Origin of the sequence: Gelidibacter sp., assembly GCF_035515035.1 — a bacterium.
Taxonomy (GTDB): Bacteria; Bacteroidota; Bacteroidia; order Flavobacteriales; family Flavobacteriaceae; genus Gelidibacter.
Map to the genome: position 1 here is coordinate 22,046 of NZ_DATJCA010000021.1, position 16,605 is coordinate 38,650.

The 16,605-nt window shown below is 36.8% G+C and carries 16 protein-coding genes and 2 tRNA genes; 11 read left to right on the top strand and 7 right to left on the bottom strand.

The annotated features are described in order from the left end of the window. The first annotated feature begins 35 nt into the window (after positions 1-35). From VLZ86_RS01395 to lspA, 3 genes are all read left to right on the top strand, one after another. Positions 36-596 carry a sugar O-acetyltransferase gene (locus VLZ86_RS01395; RefSeq protein ID WP_325447961.1) on the top strand — a complete coding sequence of 187 codons (561 nt, stop codon included), beginning with the start codon at positions 36-38 and terminating at the stop codon, positions 594-596. Between the two features lie 134 nt (positions 597-730). Further along, complete coding sequence (gene fabD / locus VLZ86_RS01400) at positions 731-1,624, top strand: ACP S-malonyltransferase (protein WP_325447963.1); 894 nt, start codon at positions 731-733, stop codon at positions 1,622-1,624. 3 nt (positions 1,625-1,627) lie between these two features. Then, positions 1,628-2,128 carry a signal peptidase II gene (lspA, locus tag VLZ86_RS01405; RefSeq protein ID WP_325447965.1) on the top strand — a complete coding sequence of 167 codons (501 nt, stop codon included), beginning with the start codon at positions 1,628-1,630 and terminating at the stop codon, positions 2,126-2,128. Between the two features lie 46 nt (positions 2,129-2,174). On the opposite strand, the gene VLZ86_RS16275 is transcribed toward lspA, so the two are convergent. The 4 genes from VLZ86_RS16275 to VLZ86_RS01420 form a co-directional block, all read right to left on the bottom strand. Continuing rightward, a complete protein-coding gene (locus VLZ86_RS16275) occupies positions 2,175-2,366 on the bottom strand; it encodes a hypothetical protein (protein WP_414652533.1) in 192 nt (63 codons plus the stop codon). Positions 2,367-2,630: 264 nt separating this feature from the next. Beyond that, entirely contained in the window at positions 2,631-3,908 is a 1,278-nt protein-coding gene (locus VLZ86_RS01410; protein ID WP_325447967.1) for a metal-dependent hydrolase family protein, read from the bottom strand. A gap of 10 nt (positions 3,909-3,918) precedes the next feature. Next, positions 3,919-4,941 (bottom strand): UDP-glucose 4-epimerase GalE, encoded by a 1,023-nt coding sequence (galE, locus tag VLZ86_RS01415; protein ID WP_325447969.1) that lies wholly within the window; start codon positions 4,939-4,941, stop codon positions 3,919-3,921. Continuing rightward, positions 4,942-6,081, bottom strand: coding sequence for a DegT/DnrJ/EryC1/StrS family aminotransferase (locus tag VLZ86_RS01420; protein ID WP_325447971.1), 1,140 nt, complete (start codon positions 6,079-6,081; stop codon positions 4,942-4,944). It abuts the gene before it with no gap. A 212-nt stretch (positions 6,082-6,293) separates the two neighbouring features. Here VLZ86_RS01420 and VLZ86_RS01425 point away from each other — a divergent pair, with 212 nt between their 5' ends. From VLZ86_RS01425 to VLZ86_RS01460, 8 genes are all read left to right on the top strand, one after another. Then, on the top strand, positions 6,294-7,529 hold the full coding sequence (locus VLZ86_RS01425; protein WP_325447973.1) for a 3-deoxy-D-manno-octulosonic acid transferase: 1,236 nt from the start codon (positions 6,294-6,296) through the stop codon (positions 7,527-7,529). 75 nt (positions 7,530-7,604) lie between these two features. Further along, positions 7,605-7,853, top strand: coding sequence for a hypothetical protein (locus VLZ86_RS01430; RefSeq protein WP_325447975.1), 249 nt, complete (start codon positions 7,605-7,607; stop codon positions 7,851-7,853). A gap of 341 nt (positions 7,854-8,194) precedes the next feature. Beyond that, on the top strand, positions 8,195-9,577 hold the full coding sequence (locus VLZ86_RS01435; protein WP_325447977.1) for a tyrosine-type recombinase/integrase: 1,383 nt from the start codon (positions 8,195-8,197) through the stop codon (positions 9,575-9,577). Between the two features lie 72 nt (positions 9,578-9,649). Next, positions 9,650-10,132 (top strand): hypothetical protein, encoded by a 483-nt coding sequence (locus VLZ86_RS01440; RefSeq protein ID WP_325447979.1) that lies wholly within the window; start codon positions 9,650-9,652, stop codon positions 10,130-10,132. 27 nt (positions 10,133-10,159) lie between these two features. Further along, positions 10,160-10,789 carry an RteC domain-containing protein gene (locus VLZ86_RS01445; protein ID WP_325447981.1) on the top strand — a complete coding sequence of 210 codons (630 nt, stop codon included), beginning with the start codon at positions 10,160-10,162 and terminating at the stop codon, positions 10,787-10,789. A gap of 77 nt (positions 10,790-10,866) precedes the next feature. Further along, entirely contained in the window at positions 10,867-11,145 is a 279-nt protein-coding gene (locus VLZ86_RS01450) for a helix-turn-helix domain-containing protein (protein WP_325447983.1), read from the top strand. 2 nt (positions 11,146-11,147) lie between these two features. Continuing rightward, on the top strand, positions 11,148-11,558 hold the full coding sequence (locus tag VLZ86_RS01455) for a hypothetical protein (protein WP_325447985.1): 411 nt from the start codon (positions 11,148-11,150) through the stop codon (positions 11,556-11,558). A gap of 100 nt (positions 11,559-11,658) precedes the next feature. Further along, positions 11,659-12,864, top strand: a complete 1,206-nt coding sequence (locus tag VLZ86_RS01460; protein WP_325447987.1) for a hypothetical protein — start codon at positions 11,659-11,661, stop codon at positions 12,862-12,864. Between the two features lie 532 nt (positions 12,865-13,396). Here VLZ86_RS01460 and VLZ86_RS01465 read toward each other — a convergent pair. The 3 genes from VLZ86_RS01465 to mutS form a co-directional block, all read right to left on the bottom strand. Continuing rightward, a tRNA-Leu gene (locus VLZ86_RS01465) sits at positions 13,397-13,480 on the bottom strand. 76 nt (positions 13,481-13,556) lie between these two features. Continuing rightward, positions 13,557-13,629 (bottom strand) — tRNA-Gly (locus tag VLZ86_RS01470). Between the two features lie 111 nt (positions 13,630-13,740). Further along, a complete protein-coding gene (gene mutS / locus VLZ86_RS01475; RefSeq protein WP_325447989.1) occupies positions 13,741-16,353 on the bottom strand; it encodes a DNA mismatch repair protein MutS in 2,613 nt (870 codons plus the stop codon). Positions 16,354-16,605 lie beyond the last annotated feature (252 nt).

Consider the following 16,605-nt stretch of genomic DNA (forward strand, 5'->3'; position numbering starts at 1 on the left):
GAAGGGTTTTTAAGATTATTAGAAGCAACACGAAAATGACAGAAAAAGAAAAAATGATTGCGGGACAACTGTACTCTCCTTCGGACATACAATTAGTTGAAGAACGAAGACACGCAAGAATTACATTTCGAGTATACAACACATCACATCCCGACGAAAAGGAAACCAGAAAAAAGTTACTTGAAGATCTTCTAAAAAGCAAACCTCAAAATTTATACATTGAACCTCCGTTCTATTGCGATTATGGCTACAACATTCAATTGGGCGCCAATGTTTATATGAACTACAACTGTTGCATTTTGGATGTCAGCAAGGTCAAAATTGGTGATAATACCATGTTTGGGCCTAATGTTCAAGTTTATACCGCAACCCATCCTTTAGAATTTAAAGCACGCAACAGCGGTTTGGAATATGCAAAACCAATTATCATAGGCAATAATGTTTGGATAGGTGGAAATGCTACAATTTGTCCGGGGGTCACTATCGGCAATAATGTGGTTGTTGCAGCAGGGTCTGTCGTAACTAAAAGTTTTCCTGATGATGTGATGGTTGGTGGTAATCCAGCTAAGATTATTAAAAAAATTGACAATAATTAGGGTTTTTCAGCCTCTCCATTGAGGTAACTCGTAAAAAGACCTCTACTTATAGGGCGATTTTTCGCATAGTCTTGAAGGATGATTACCTCAAAAAAATAATTCCTATTTTTGCACATCTTAAAATTGACATAAAAATGAACGCATACATATTTCCAGGTCAAGGAGCCCAGTTTACAGGAATGGGATTGGACCTTTATGAAAACTCAGCTTTAGCCCAAGAACTTTTCGAAAAAGCTAACTCTATTTTAGGCTTCCATATCACCGACATCATGTTTGAAGGCTCTGCGGAAGATCTTAAAGAAACCAAAGTAACCCAACCTGCTGTTTTTTTACACTCAGTGATTTTAGCAAAAACCTTAGGTGATCATTTCAAACCTGATATGGTTGCAGGACACTCTTTGGGAGAATTCTCAGCATTGGTTGCCAATGGTGCTTTATCTTTTGAGGACGGATTGAAATTAGTCTCACAACGTGCTATGGCAATGCAAAAAGCGTGCGAACTGACACCAAGTACGATGGCAGCTGTTTTAGGTTTGGAAGATGCCATTGTTGAAGAGATATGTGCTAAAACAGAAGGTATCGTTGTGGCAGCAAACTATAACTGTCCTGGTCAACTGGTAATTTCTGGTGAAGTAGATGCGGTTAACCGCGCCTGTGAAGCCATGAAAGCAGCCGGCGCAAAACGTGCGTTGGTATTGCCTGTTGGTGGCGCATTCCATTCCCCCTTAATGGAACCTGCACGTGAGGAATTAGCGTCAGCAATAGAAAATACGCCGTTCAGTAAACCTAATTGCCCAATTTATCAAAATGTTACGGCAAATGCTGTAATCAATGAAAATGAGATTAAAGCCAATTTAATTTCACAATTGACCGCCCCAGTACGTTGGACACAATCTGTACAGCAAATGATTGCAGATGGCGCACTTCTATTCACCGAAGTCGGACCAGGAAATGTATTGCAAGGCTTGGTCAAAAAAATCAACAGAGAGGCACAAACCGCGGCTGCAACTTTTACTCCTAAATTATAATAGATGAAATTATCAAGAACCGTAAACATCATCTTATTGATTGTTGCCAATATTGCTATAGATCAAATTTCAAAATTCATAGTTAGGGCCAAAATTGCACAAAATGAAGTGATTGAACTCATAGGCGATACCTTTATCATGACCAAAGTTGAAAACTCAGGCGCATTTTTAGGTATGGGAAGTGAGCTGAGCCCAACTTTAAAATGGATCTTATTATTGATCGTGCCCATCATTGTATTGGCTGGCGTCATGTATTATATAATCACCAACAAAACCTTGGATAGATTAAGCCTAATTGCATTTTGTTGCATTGTAGGTGGTGGGATTGCCAACGTTTTCGATCGATTTATGTACGGATCAGTAACCGATTTTTTTCATATCGATTTGGGTGGTGTGTTCCGGACTGGCATCTTCAACGTCGCGGATATGTCGGTAAGTTTTGGAATGATCCTCCTGATTATTGCAAGTTTTAAACAGAAGAAATTAGAAAAAGCAAACGCATAAAAAAAGCCTCATTTTCATGAGGCTTATATCATTTTATAATCTTTATTTAATTAGCGAGGTTACAATCTTTACAATCCTTGACTTCTCCATAATACGTTTCTCTATATTTATGAAGTGTTTTGTATGGAATACTTAAAAATTGCTTTTTAATATAAGTAACTCTCGTTACTAGAGCACCCATTTTTGGTGTAAATCTTCCTTCAGCTTTTGTCTCTCTTTTAATACTAAACAGTTTCATTTATTTTTTCTTTTGTTTTTAACGGTCAAATCCATTCGCCATTTAAAATTCTATTAAATAGAATTTTGTTAGGCTCATTTCATCATTTATTCAATGATCATTAACTACAAAGAAACGAATTGATATGGAAATATCCAAACCATTCCTGTTAAAACCATGTTTATCAAGATGTTAATTATGACACCAATAACTATTAAGCGATTTAATTGCCATATCACCAGCTGGATCCACCTATGGTTATGACATGTTTAATGGCAAAAAGGGCTATTGTTTGTATATTTTGCCTTCTTTCATCACAAATACTATGTGGTTCATAGTATCAATATGCTCTATGGGATCCTCATTTGTAGCGACAATATCTGCTAAGAAACCGGTTTTTAACTGACCTATTTCATTTTCCATTTTTAACAGCATGGCGTTGGTGACTGTGGCACTTTGGATGGCTTTAATTGCCGGCATTCCCGCTTCCACCATATAACCAAACTCTTTAGCATTTTCACCATGGGCAAATACACCTGCGTCAGTCCCAAACCCAATTCCAACACCTTTTTTATAAGCTCTCGCAAACATATCTTGCATTCTTGGACCAATATCCAAAGCTTTTACAACGATCACTTCAGGGTAGTAATTAGGAATTTTTGCGTTTTCAGTCACTGTTTTTCCGGCAATAATCGTCGGCACTAAATACACATCATGCTTTTTCATGAGCTCCATGGTTTCATCACTCATAAACGTACCGTGTTCAATGGTCTTTACTCCGCCAAGGATAGCGCGTTGCATCCCTTCATCCCCATGTGCATGGGCAGCAACGTTCATACCATAGTCTTTTGCGGCATCAGAAATAGCTTTTATTTCTTCTACAGTAAATTGGGGATTCTGTCCGCTTTTTGCGACACTCAAAACCCCACCTGTAGCCGTAATTTTAATCCAATCAGCCCCATTTTTATAGCGCTGGCGTACTGCTTTTCTCGCATCTTCAACACTATTCACCACACCTTCCTTTGGTCCTGGATCACCCATGAGCTCCTTTTTGGTACCATTGGTTGGATCAGCATGCCCTCCGGTAGTTGCCAAAGACTTTTCAGAAGTAAAAATTCTTGGGCCATCAACCTTTCCCGCATTGACCGCATTGCGCAGGGCTACATTTACACCTGAACCACCCAAATCTCTAACCGTTGTAAAACCGGACATCAAAGTGACATTCGCAAAGTGCTGCCCATTAAAGGCAATATCCGCCTCATTAAGGGTATACTTTTGAAGATAGGCTGCTGGATTGGTTTCACTCTCAATATGAACGTGCATATCAATCAGTCCAGGCATCACCGTTTGTGACTTTAAATCAATGACGACATCATCAGTCGATTTAGGCGTCGAAAAACCATCTTCAATAGCCACGATCTTCTTTCCAGAAACAACAATCGTTTTATTGGTCAGCACTTTGCCTTCCTTGGTATCAATCAATTTTCCGCAATGCAAATACGTGTTTTGGCCAATTAATAGCGTGCTGATTAAAAGACTACAGAAGAGAAAAGCTTTTTTCATGGTTGTGAGTTTATATGTTTCTGAGATGTTTTTCCCATTTCCAAGCGGATAACAAGGCATCGTCCAAATTGGTTTCTGCTTTCCATCCCAATTCGGTGTTAGCTTTTGTCGTATCGGCATAAGCCTGAATGACATCACCTTCACGTCTTGGAGCAATCTTATAATTTAGTTTCTGACCTGAGGCTTTTTCAAAAGATTGTATGACTTCCAAAACAGAACTGCCTTTTCCGGTTCCCAAATTGAAAATCTCATAATTGGTAGCGTTATTTTTGCCAACTAATCTTTCCAAAGCTACCACATGCGCCTTTGCCAAATCGACTACGTGAATATAATCTCTGATACAGGTGCCATCTGGCGTTGGATAATCATCTCCAAAAACGGAAAGTTCCTTGCGCAGACCTGCAGCGGTTTGAGTGATAAAAGGTACCAAGTTTTGTGGTACTCCAATTGGTAATTCGCCTATTTTGATACTGCTATGGGCGCCTATCGGATTAAAATAACGAAGGGCAATGGCATTTAAAGTGGAATTGACCTTGCACGTGTCCTTAATAATTTCCTCTCCAATTTGTTTGGTATTCCCATAAGGCGACTCTGCCATTTTTATGGGAGCCGATTCGGTAATTGGCATTTCGTCAGCCTGTCCATAAACCGTACAAGAGGAACTGAAAATAAAATTTTGTGTTGGTAAATGCAGAAGTGATTTAAGAACATACACCAAGGTGTTGATGTTGTTTTCATAATAGAGCAAGGGTTTTTCAACACTCTCACCTACAGCCTTACTTGCTGCAAAATGAATGACGCCAACAATATCCTGATGTTTGCCAAAAAATGCTTCCACTTTGGATTTCTCCTTTAAATCTAACTTTTCAAAAGCTGGCGCTTTCCCGGTAATCGCAGTAATTCCGGCCAAAACATCAATTGAAGAGTTAGAAAGATCATCAATAATGACCACTTCAAAACCCTTTTGTTGCAATTCAACAACCGTATGTGAACCGATAAAACCTAAACCACCTGTTACTAAAACCTTTTTCATTTATGAATTTGAATTTACAAAATTAATAACTGTAGATGTTATGAATTCAATTTGTTCAGCATCCAATTCAGTATGCATAGGCAAAGAAATGACTTCCTTTACCAACTGATTCGTGACGACAAAATCTTCCTCCTTATATCTTGAATCTTTATACGCTTTTTGGAGATGCAGTGGAATTGGGTAATAAACACCGCAAGGAATACCGTTGTCATTTAAATGTTTGACCAAAGCATCACGATTGGTGTCCTTAACTTTCAATGTATATTGGTGGAACACGTGATTATCTGGAGCACCTTCCCTAAAAGGAACTACAATATTCTCATGGCCTTCAAAAGCTTTATCGTAAGCATTGGCAGCTTTCAATCGGGCAGCATTGTAACTATTTAAATGGTCCAGTTTGGTGTTTAAAACCGCCGCTTGAATAGAATCCAATCGCGAATTTACGCCCACCACATCATGATGATAACGCTCATACATTCCGTGATTTACGATTCCTCTTAGTTTATGTGCCAAATCATCGTCATTGGTGAAAATGGCACCGCCATCACCGTAACATCCTAAGTTTTTAGAAGGAAAAAATGACGTGGATGCCACGTGGCCTATCGTACCAATTTTCGTTTTTCTACCATCACTATATGTATAAGTTGCTCCGATTGCCTGGGCATTATCTTCAATAACATATAAATTGTGTTCTTCCGCAATTTCCATGATTGCTTCCATATTGGCGCATTGTCCAAATAAATGCACCGGAACAATCGCTTTAGTATTTGGTGTGATGGCTTTCTTTATGGCTTCAACATCAATATTAAAGGTTTTTGGATCCACATCCACCAAAACTGGCGTCAACTGCAATAAAGCAATAACCTCAACAGTGGCGGCAAATGTAAAATCGGCAGTAATAACCTCGTCTCCCGGCTTTAAATCAAGTCCCATCATGGCTATTTGCAAGGCGTCTGTACCATTGGCACAAGGAATGACGTGCTTGACATCAAGATAGTTTTCTAAATTTTTCTGGAACAGATGTACTTGCGGTCCATTAATATAAGCCGTAGTGTCAAGAACCTCTGTAATAGACGCATCAACCGCATCCTTAATTTTCTGATATTGACCTTTAAGATCAACCATTTGTATTTTTTTCATCTAGTTATATGTAGAATTGATAGTTAAAATCCTAAGCATTTATGAGGTTACGAAATTACGAAATTGCGCAGCTTATACCAATCATTCCTAAAGGTTTAATTTCATTTTTAATGATGAAACAGGCATGATATATAAGTAAAGTAGCAAAAATTCCCGAGTAGTTTTAAAGTAATTTAATGGAAAGAAATGTATTTTAGCAGAAATAATTCTTCTTGAAGGCACTCTATAACATAGCACTTTTTATCGCAGAATTTTCGCTCAAAATTCTCGCTTTTTTTAATAAAAAATTAAAATTAGGTGTTGATGGCCGTTCAAAAACTTATAAGATTTTAGAAGAACACCTAGCAAGTCAGGATCAAACCTTTTGGTTTCATTGCGCCTCCCTTGGTGAATATGAGCAAGGGCTTCCTATTTTCAAAGAACTGAGAGCGGAAAACCCTCAGCATAAAATAGTATTGACATTCTTCTCTCCTTCAGGTTATGAAATCCGCAAAAACACTGACGTTGCAGATGTGGTTGTTTACCTTCCAATGGACACTAAAAACAATTCAAAGCGTTTTCTAGAACTGGTCAATCCGGAACTGACCATCTTTGTGAAATATGAGATTTGGCCAAATTACCTCAGCGAATTAAAAAAACGAAATTTAAGAGCCATTTTGATTTCTGCCGTTTTCAGAAAAGAACAATCCTATTTTCAGTTTTATGGCAAAATGATGCGGGATGCCTTAAGCACGTTCGAACATATTTTCGTACAGGATAAAAGCTCGCAGTATTTACTGAATTCAGCTCATTTCAACAATGTCACCATTGCTGGAGACACCCGTTATGACCGGGTCTCCGATCAACTCCAACAGAATAATAAACTCTCATTTATTGAAGATTTCAGAGACGGAAAGCCCTGTGTGGTTATAGGAAGTTCCTGGCCTGAGGATGAAGCTTTATTTATCTCGTATATCAATCGTAGGACATCAAAGGATGTGAAATTCATAATCGCACCCCATAATATAAAGGGCAATCAAATTGATCATTTTGCGAAGCAGCTTAACAAGAAAACCGTACTGTTTTCAAAAAAAGACGATCACAATCTTGCAGAATTTGAAGTTTTCATTGTCGATACCATCGGGATTTTGAGCAAGATCTACAGTTATGCAGATATCGCTTATGTTGGAGGAGGAATGGGTCAGACCGGTCTTCATAACATCTTGGAACCTGCGGTATTTGGCGTCCCGATAATCATTGGAAAGAATTACAAGAAATTCCCGGAAGCCTTTCAAATGATAAAAAATGGCGGTGTCCTCAGCATAAAAAACAAGGAAGAACTACAGGATACATTGGATCGATTAATTAAAAATGCTGAAGAAAGAAAAGCCCTTGGCCATTTGAATAGCGCCTTTATTAAAAATAACAAAGGCGCAGTGATCCAAATTATGAGCTATCTTTGTAATTAGCTAGCAACGTTGTACGATGAGGTTGTTAACGAATTTTATAACTTTGAATTAATAATAAACACTAAAACAATCTTAATGAAAAAATTACTATTTAGTTCTGCCATGGTGCTCGCGCTAGGCTTATCATTGACATCTTGTAGAGATACAGATAAAAAAGAGGATTCAGTCATCATTATTGAAAAGGAAGTTGACAAAGCTCCTGAAAAAGCAGATGGCGCCCTTGAAAAAGCTGGAAGAGCGATTGATAATGCAGCAAAGGAAGTTAAAGAAGCAGGCAAAGCTGTGGATAGCGCTGCCAAAGAAGTTGTTGGCGACGATAACTAATTTTGAGTTAGGTTATATAAAAGGCCCATCAATTTGGTGGGTCTTTTTTTGATTCCTATATAAAAAACAAAAACCCTGATAATCTATTGATTATCAAGGCTTAGTACTCAAGGCGGGACTTGAAACCCACTATTTCAGACCTTATAAAACCTTATAAAAAATACGGGAATCATTAACAAACTCCATACTTTGTCCGCATTTATTGACCTACACGCGTATTGAACGAAATGCAACGAAATTGAAGCAACTGCAAATCCACCGTACAAAAATCGTACAAGCCGTACAAATTAGATTTTAATGTTTATATTTGAGTGTTCAAATGTTTAAAATTTCTTACTAAAATGGCAACGGTTAACTTTCTTTTACGTTCATCTAAGAACGTCGCACCTCTTACACTTCGATTATTATTTAGAGATAATAACAAACCCTCTAAAGTTTTTGACAAAGAAAAAAACGAATACTTAGAACTACCCTATACCGATTTTGTTTACAGTACTAAAACGAAATACCGTATTGATAAACCATACTGGAAAAAACACAATAGCAATTCCAAGGATGCTGAAACTAAAAACAAACAAGTTGAGGTAAAAGCAGATTTATTAAAAATCGAAAACTTTATACTGGATGCTTTTAACCAAACCAACGAAGCCAACATAGACAAAGACTGGTTAGATACTCAAATGGATCTTTTTTACAATCCAGTAACTGAAAACCAAAAAAGCGACTTATTAACCGATGCAATTCAAAGTATTATTGATGAAGCACCAACCCGCAAAAACGCCAAAGGTGGCATAGGCATTTCTCTAAGTAGGGTTAATAGTTATAAGTCACTTAAAAACATGATTACTGAATACCAAGGAAACAAAGCCTTAAAAGTCAAGGACGTAAACAAAGGATTTGCAAAGGATTTTTTGAAACATCTACTTAATACAAAACAATATCAAAAGAGTTATGCACTCAAAAAGATTGCAGATTTAAAAACCGTTTGCAATGATGCTGATATTTATGGAATTGAAACAAATCCACAGTATAAAAAAATTGATAGCACCAAACCGCAAAACGATAATATACTTTATCTAACACCCGATGAACTTAAAAAGATAGCAGAAACCAACCTACTAAACGAAGCGCACCAAAACGCCCGCAAATGGTTATTGTTAGGGTGCAACTTAGGTCAAAGAGGTGGCGACTTGCTAAAACTGAATGAAACCAATTTTATTAATCGTAACGGCTTAGAGGTTATTGAACTAAAACAACAAAAGACTGGTAAAAATGTTACTATTCCAGTACTGGAAACAACCAAAGAAATCATTAAAACGGGACTACCTTACAAAATATCAATTCAGAAATTTAATGAACATATCAAAGAGGTTTGCAGATTATCAGAAATTAACGAACTCGTTAATGGCGGGTTAATCACAGTAACCAAAAAAGGCGAGGGAAACAAAAAGAAACGCAAAATTGATGGCGTTTATGAAAAATGGGAATTAATATCTTCACACGTTTGCAGACGTTCATTTGCTACCAACTTATACGGAATACTACCTACTACCCTAATCATGCAGATAACCGCCCACAGTAGCGAAAAGATGCTATTAAACTACATTGGCAAAGATAGTTTAGACTTCGCCCAACAAATAGCAGACTTCTATACACTCCAGGCACTAAAGGACAAAAAAGAAACAACCTTAACAGTGATTAAAACTGCATCAAATCAAAACTAAAGCACTCTATAAACAAATAACAACCGATTAACAATCGTTTAAACCTCATCAAATTAAAACACTCAATTAACTATGAAAGTAACAACGTTTTTAGTTCACAATAAAGGATCTTACATAGAGTTAAAAAGTTTTTTTGACATGGGAACACCTCAACTTGAAGGATGCTCATTCTTATGTAACCAAACCAATGAATACATACCATCGGAGGTGCATACAATTTATATCATTTCATGGGATGGGTCGTTTGATGAGGTCGGTTTTGGCTATTCAAGAAAACACAATCTAAAACTTTTAGAAGCCTATCCAAATTGTCTTACTGGTAGGGTAGGAATATCAAACCAATCATTTAACGACTTAATCAAACCAGTTTATACAGACATTAGAAACACGACTTTGCACAATGGTTTCCTACTATCAAACGAGTTCAAAGATTGTCAAGTTTACGGTTTAGATTATTTTCTTAAACAAGATCCAAAAAAAAGATGGTCATTTGAAACAAAAACAGATGATTATATATTTAGGCGTATTGGACCAATAGAGATAATGAAAAACTAAATAAGGCAACGTAAAAAAATTGTTCAAATGAATATCAAAACTCATTATAGTTTAAAAGACTTTAAAGAAAATTACCAAATAGACTATAAAGAATACATTGAAGTGTTTAATGATTGCAGCGAAATGCAGTTTGTTATTGAGAACATAAATCATTATAAGATTTGTTTAAAAAATGTAACCTATCTCAAGTCAACAAGCGGACACGAACATATTGAAACACTCCTAACTGGTGAGAATTTTATGAAAGATGTAATTGACAAAATTACGCACAAAGAATATTTAGAAGTGTATAACACTCCAAGAAAGAGACTTGAATATACATTCCTAAACATTTTAGATTACTTAAAATCATTAAGTATTAAGACTAAAAATAATGAGTCTCAAAACCATGTTGATTTTTTAAATACAAACATTAAATTCAATGTATCACCAACCGAACTTATTGAATTAACAAAGTCTCTTATTGAAAATGGAAATGTAAAAGGCAAACAAAAGGATATAATTAACTCTTTTGCCAGATTTTTTAATATTGAAGTCAATAATCCTGATAAGCTTATAACAGATATTAAAAAACGTAATACAGGTAGTGAAACCCTTTTTATTGATAAACTAAAATCGAGTCTATACGATTACATGACTAAAGAAACCAAACGTTAGTGATACGTTAGTAACCTTTGAACCGCTTTAAAGCACTTCATATTTGCTGAAATATTAACAATATAAATTTTCAGCAAATGCAACAAATTCAATTCATTGGCACAACGCCAACCGCACTAATCGAGTTAATCGACGAAGTTGTTTCTAAACGATTAAGCGATTTAAAAAAGAACTTCACACCTAAAGAGCCTACGGAATTTTTGACACGTCAAGAAGTTGCCGAAATGCTTTCAGTCGATTTGTCAACCGTACACAACTGGACAAAGAAGGAAATATTGACCGCGAACCAAATAGGCGGGCGTGTTTACTACAAACGTAGTGAGGTCGAAAATTCATTAATCAAACTAAACAAATGATTATGAATACGGCAACCAAACCAATCGTTTTAAAATACGATGCAACGAACTTAGGTAAGTTTAAAAGCACTACACATTACCAACTTACTAACGGCAACTTAGATATAACCGATTTAACGGAACTACTCAATTTAAGTGTAGATAGAGAATGTGCGAAATCTTCGCCTACTTACTGGATACAAACCCGCAACGATAACAAATGGCAGAAACCCCGCCTTACTGGTTTATTCAAAACAGAATCACAAAACATTTATAAAGGCGACACGCAAAAAGGCAGAACCAAATTAGTATTTGTGTTTTCGGATCTAAGGCAGACTTTAACGGTTTACTATTTCAAAGACTTAAACTATCCAAACTTCTATAAGGATGATTTGAGCCGTTTTAAAGCATTTCTACAAAATACTAATCTATAACTATAAGACAAAAAAAGGCGGACTATAAAAGACCGCCTTTAATTGTTCAAATGTTAGGAATACGGCAACGTAAACCTATTACAAATATATGCCTTTATTTGTGATTGACTTCATCAAACTAAATCTAATCAATACGGACTTCGACTATATCGAAACGCACCCGCTATTAGATTTTATGATGGAGGTCAACACTAAGACTGGAGAACTTAAAAACGTTAAAAAAGCATATTACAAAGGTTTGGAATTTCGACTTTACGAACCAACGGAAAAAACAAACTCCAGGCGTTTAACATTAGAAGGTAGTTTGCATAAGTACTGGAATAATGGCGCACACAATTTTAATGATTTTGGAATTAATGAACTCGATGAGGTTTTGAATGATTTAAAAGAATGCTTCAATATACTGCAAAGCAACTGCGTTTTAAGAACCTTAGAGATAGGCGTAAACATAGAACCACCCTACAAGACAAAGACAATCTTAAATCAATGCTTACTTCATAAAACCGACCGCCTAAAATGGATCTACACCAAAGACGAAGGCAACTACATTCAAAGCAAACACCAACGCCATATAATAAAGATTTACGATAAACGCACTCACTACAAAAACAAAGGTTTCACTATTGACAAAGAAATACTAAGGTTTGAAATAAAATATACTAAGATGAGGTATCTACACAGTAAAGGAATTTACAGCCTTAACAATCTACTAAATTACGGCTTGCACCACTTCAAAACTGATTTATTAAAAGAATGGGATAACGTTCTAATATGTGATAAATCCATAATCAGTAAAACGAAATACAAAGACCAGTACGACAATATTAATTTTTGGTTAGACCTCAACTATAATAACTTCAAATACCATAGAAACAACCTAAAACGATTAACAGCAAAACAACCCGACAACATCAAAAAAAAGATTGCTGATTTGATTAAAAAGAAGTGTGAAATTCTAAATACCAATACTACCCAAATTAACCCTTTATATATACGGTTAAAAACGGTAGTTTCCACCTCAACAAATACGGATCAAAACAGACGTTTCTGTAAGGTCACTAATTTGAACATTTCAATGCAGAAAGTTGATAGTATTTTATTGTCACATACTGGATTGAGATACTACCACAAAACCGATAAGAAAATATACAAAGAGGTTAAAAATAAATACCTATCCAAACTTTGGATTAATGCAGATCATGCAACGCAAATAAAACAGATAGCACATAACATTAGGTGCAAAAGTTCCAACACCATGACCAGCAGAAAACGAAAACACAACCCTTTGCAGATGGAACTGTTTTAAGAATTGCGTACCCAGTACGCGCACGCGCGAGAATAGAGCCTAATTAATTGCCAATGTGACGAACCAATAGTAGAAAACCTAAGTATTCCTAAGGTTAAGAATACTGGAATCATGGCAAACAAAAATCTAAAATCGAAACAGTACGCCCGCACCCGCGCCCGCGCGCGTAGTTGCCAAATTGCACTAAGGTTTTATAGTCAAGGTTGTATCAAGGGTAAAACAACAAGATAGCAACAAGGGTAATCTAAAACGGTCGGAATTGGTCGGTTTAATACCAGAGAATTACAGAGGTTAAAAAATAGTGAGAATTAGCGAGTTTGAAACAATGAGTTAACAGTGAGTTAACAGTGAGATTAAAATGTTTATGGTTAGGATTAGTAAGGTTTAAAATACTCGGAATTACTCGAATTAATTTTATACGGAATATTACGGAAAAACACCCTTTAGAAAACCAATCGTACAAAAATCGTACAATTCATTGAAACAAAAAACCTCAACTATCTAATTTATAAGATGTTGAGGTCTCCCTAAGTACTCAAGGCGGGACTTGAACCCGCACGTCCTAATGGACACAGGATTTTAAGTCCGGCGTGTCTACCGATTCCACCACTTGAGCAAATGCATAAAGTACTCATTGCTTTAAACAACGTCCCGCAGCTGCGGAATCCATACTTTAGCTTTTTTTGGTATTGAGCGAAAAACGGGATTCGAACCCGCGACCTCCACCTTGGCAAGGTGGCGCTCTACCAACTGAGCTATTTTCGCATTAGTGCAATTAAATTAAAGAACGACTTCCGACCTCTATCGGATTGCGAGGGCAAATTTAATACATTTCTTAGAATTGCAAAGCCTTTTGAACAAAAAAAGACGTTTTTTTTATGCGCGTTTCTTTTTCAACAACATACGCTTAATTTCATTCAATTTCATAAGTGCTTCAACTGGGGTCAAAACATCAATATCGATATTGACAATTTCTTCCTTAATCTGCTCTAATAAAGGGTCATCTAAATTAAAAAAGCTCAATTGCATGTCGCTTTCAAGAGTACGCACCTTATTGGTCAACTCTTCACTACTATGCGACTTTTCTAATTGCTTCAAAATTTTATTCGCACGATGAATGACTTGTTGTGGCATTCCTGCCATTTTAGCCACATGGATTCCAAAACTGTGCTGGCTACCACCTTCTACCAACTTTCTTAAGAAAAGCACATTCTTTTTCAATTCTTTAACGGACACGTTGAAATTTTTGATGCGCACGAAGGTTTCGGTCATCTCATTCAATTCGTGGTAATGAGTCGCAAATAAGGTTTTGGGCTTACTGGGGTGCTCGTGCAAATACTCACTTATGGCCCAAGCAATGGAAATACCGTCATACGTACTTGTTCCACGACCAATTTCATCTAATAAGACCAAACTTCTCTCAGAGATATTATTTAAAATGGAAGCCGTTTCATTCATCTCGACCATAAAAGTAGATTCCCCCATCGAGATATTATCACTGGCTCCTACCCTCGTAAATATTTTATCGGTCAATCCTATTATAGCATGCTCGGCCGGCACGAAACTTCCCATTTGCGCCAATAGCACGATTAAGGCCGTTTGCCTTAAAATAGCCGACTTACCAGACATGTTAGGGCCGGTGATCATAATGATTTGTTGCTTTTCCCTGTCTAAATAAACATCATTGGCAATATAAGGTTCCCCGAGTGGCAATTGCTTTTCAATAACGGGGTGTCTTCCGTTTTTGATATCTAAAGCAAAAGTCTCATTGATTTCAGGACGTGTGTATTTATTTTCAAAAGCCAATTGGGAAAATCCGCATAAACAATCCAATTGGGCAATTAAGGCTGAATTTTTTTGTACAGGTTTAATAAATTGACCGACCCAAAGCACCAATTCAGAAAATAGTTGTTGCTCAATAGCTAAAATACGCTCCTCCGCACCAAGTATTTTTGTTTCGTATTCTTTTAACTCTTCCGTGATATAACGCTCTGCATTTACCAAGGTTTGTTTTCTGATCCAATGCTCGGGTACTTTATCGCGATGACTGTGGCGCACTTCTATATAATAACCATATACATTATTGGAGGCTATTTTAAGTGAAGTGATGCCAGTTATTTCACTTTCACGCCGTAACATCGCATCTAGGTAGTCCTTCCCAGAGGTTGACAAAGACCTCAGTTCTTTCAATTCCGGAGAAAAATCAGAACAAATAGTATTCCCTTTTAAAATGTTTACGGGTGCTTCTTCATTTAATGTGGCTTTGATACGTTGGCGCAACTCTTCACATAACTCCAAACTATCACCAATATGCTGCAAGGCTTTATTATTGGTTTTTTGCGTGAGTGCTTTTATGGGTACAATGGCTTCTAGGGCATTTTTTAATTGTACGACTTCTCTAGGAGAAATTTTAACGGTCGCCACCTTTGAAATCAACCGCTCAATATCATTAATATATTTGATCTGATTCTGAATTTTTTTCAAAATTACGGCATCGTCCAAGAGATACTGGACCACTTCATGTCGCTGATTTATTTTATCCAGGTCAATGAGTGGCAAGGCCAACCAACGTTTCAACAAACGTCCGCCCATGGGTGAAATTGTGCGATCAATTACATCAATCAACGTCACTGCGTTTTGATTGTAAGATTGATACAATTCCAGATTTCTAATGGTGAACCGATCCATCCAAACGTGATCATTTTTGGCAATGCGCTGGATGCTTGTAATATGCTGTAGCCTATGATGTTGGGTTTCACTCAAATAGTGCAACACAGCTCCGGAAGCAACAATACCTTCATATAATTCTTCAATCCCAAAACCTTTCAAGGATTTGGTTTGAAAATGCTTGAGCAGGGTTTCCGTGGCATAATCATCTTGAAATACCCAATCTTCCATATAGAATGTATGAAAATCAGTACCAAAAGTTTCTCTAAACTCATTGCGTTTTGGTTTGGAAATTAAAACCTCGCTCGGTCTAAAGTTTTGAAGTAATTTATCTACATATTCCGCATTGCCTTGGGATATCAAAAACTCACCTGTAGACACGTCTAAAAAAGATACACCAATCAAGTTTTTACCAAAACAGACGGCTGCCAAGAAATTATTGGATTTGGAATGTAAAATATCATCGTTCAAAGCCACTCCAGGCGTTACCAATTCTGTCACCCCACGCTTGACAATCGTTTTTGTTTGTTTAGGATCTTCCAATTGATCGCAGATAGCCACGCGACAACCGGCTTTGACCAATTTTGGCAAATAGGTGTTTATGGAGTGGTGTGGAAATCCTGCCAGTTCTGTTTCACTATCACTTCCAGCACCGCGTTTGGTCAAAATAATATCCAATATTTTGGACGCTTTCACCGCATCCTCTCCAAAGGTTTCGTAAAAGTCGCCCACCCTAAAAAGCAATAAGGCATCAGGATACTTTGCTTTTATAGCATTGTATTGTTTCATTAACGGAGTTTCCTTTTTTACTTTTTTTGCCAATGGATTTGTATTTTTTAGTGGTATTTTTGACCTGAATATCAGGACTGCTAAGGTACTTATTATTTGAGGGTTTGGAAAACGCCAAGTGCAGAAGTTATTTACATTTAATGAACGGGGTAGTCCTTAATAAATTCACGAATAATTATTTCAAAGAATCGCGCAGAGGTTTAAGGTGTGACGCGGAGAATTATGAGAGATTTATATGACATTCGGGGATTTATGACGAAATTTAAGAGATTTGCACATTCAGCT

Bases quoted from the DNA above. Each gene is read 5' to 3' on its own strand.
- VLZ86_RS01430 (WP_325447975.1), top strand. From the start codon at position 7,605: ATGAAAAAATTACTATTTAGTTCTGCCATGGTGCTCGCGCTAGGCTTA.
- VLZ86_RS01455 (WP_325447985.1), top strand. From the start codon at position 11,148: ATGAATACGGCAACCAAACCAATCGTTTTAAAATACGATGCAACGAAC.
- VLZ86_RS16275 (WP_414652533.1), bottom strand. From the start codon at position 2,366: ATGAAACTGTTTAGTATTAAAAGAGAGACAAAAGCTGAAGGAAGATTT.
- VLZ86_RS01395 (WP_325447961.1), top strand. From the start codon at position 36: ATGACAGAAAAAGAAAAAATGATTGCGGGACAACTGTACTCTCCTTCG.
- VLZ86_RS01450 (WP_325447983.1), top strand. From the start codon at position 10,867: ATGCAACAAATTCAATTCATTGGCACAACGCCAACCGCACTAATCGAG.
- VLZ86_RS01440 (WP_325447979.1), top strand. From the start codon at position 9,650: ATGAAAGTAACAACGTTTTTAGTTCACAATAAAGGATCTTACATAGAG.
- VLZ86_RS01420 (WP_325447971.1), bottom strand. From the start codon at position 6,081: ATGAAAAAAATACAAATGGTTGATCTTAAAGGTCAATATCAGAAAATT.
- VLZ86_RS01445 (WP_325447981.1), top strand. From the start codon at position 10,160: ATGAATATCAAAACTCATTATAGTTTAAAAGACTTTAAAGAAAATTAC.
- lspA (WP_325447965.1), top strand. From the start codon at position 1,628: ATGAAATTATCAAGAACCGTAAACATCATCTTATTGATTGTTGCCAAT.
- VLZ86_RS01410 (WP_325447967.1), bottom strand. From the start codon at position 3,908: ATGAAAAAAGCTTTTCTCTTCTGTAGTCTTTTAATCAGCACGCTATTA.
- galE (WP_325447969.1), bottom strand. From the start codon at position 4,941: ATGAAAAAGGTTTTAGTAACAGGTGGTTTAGGTTTTATCGGTTCACAT.
- VLZ86_RS01435 (WP_325447977.1), top strand. From the start codon at position 8,195: ATGGCAACGGTTAACTTTCTTTTACGTTCATCTAAGAACGTCGCACCT.
- fabD (WP_325447963.1), top strand. From the start codon at position 731: ATGAACGCATACATATTTCCAGGTCAAGGAGCCCAGTTTACAGGAATG.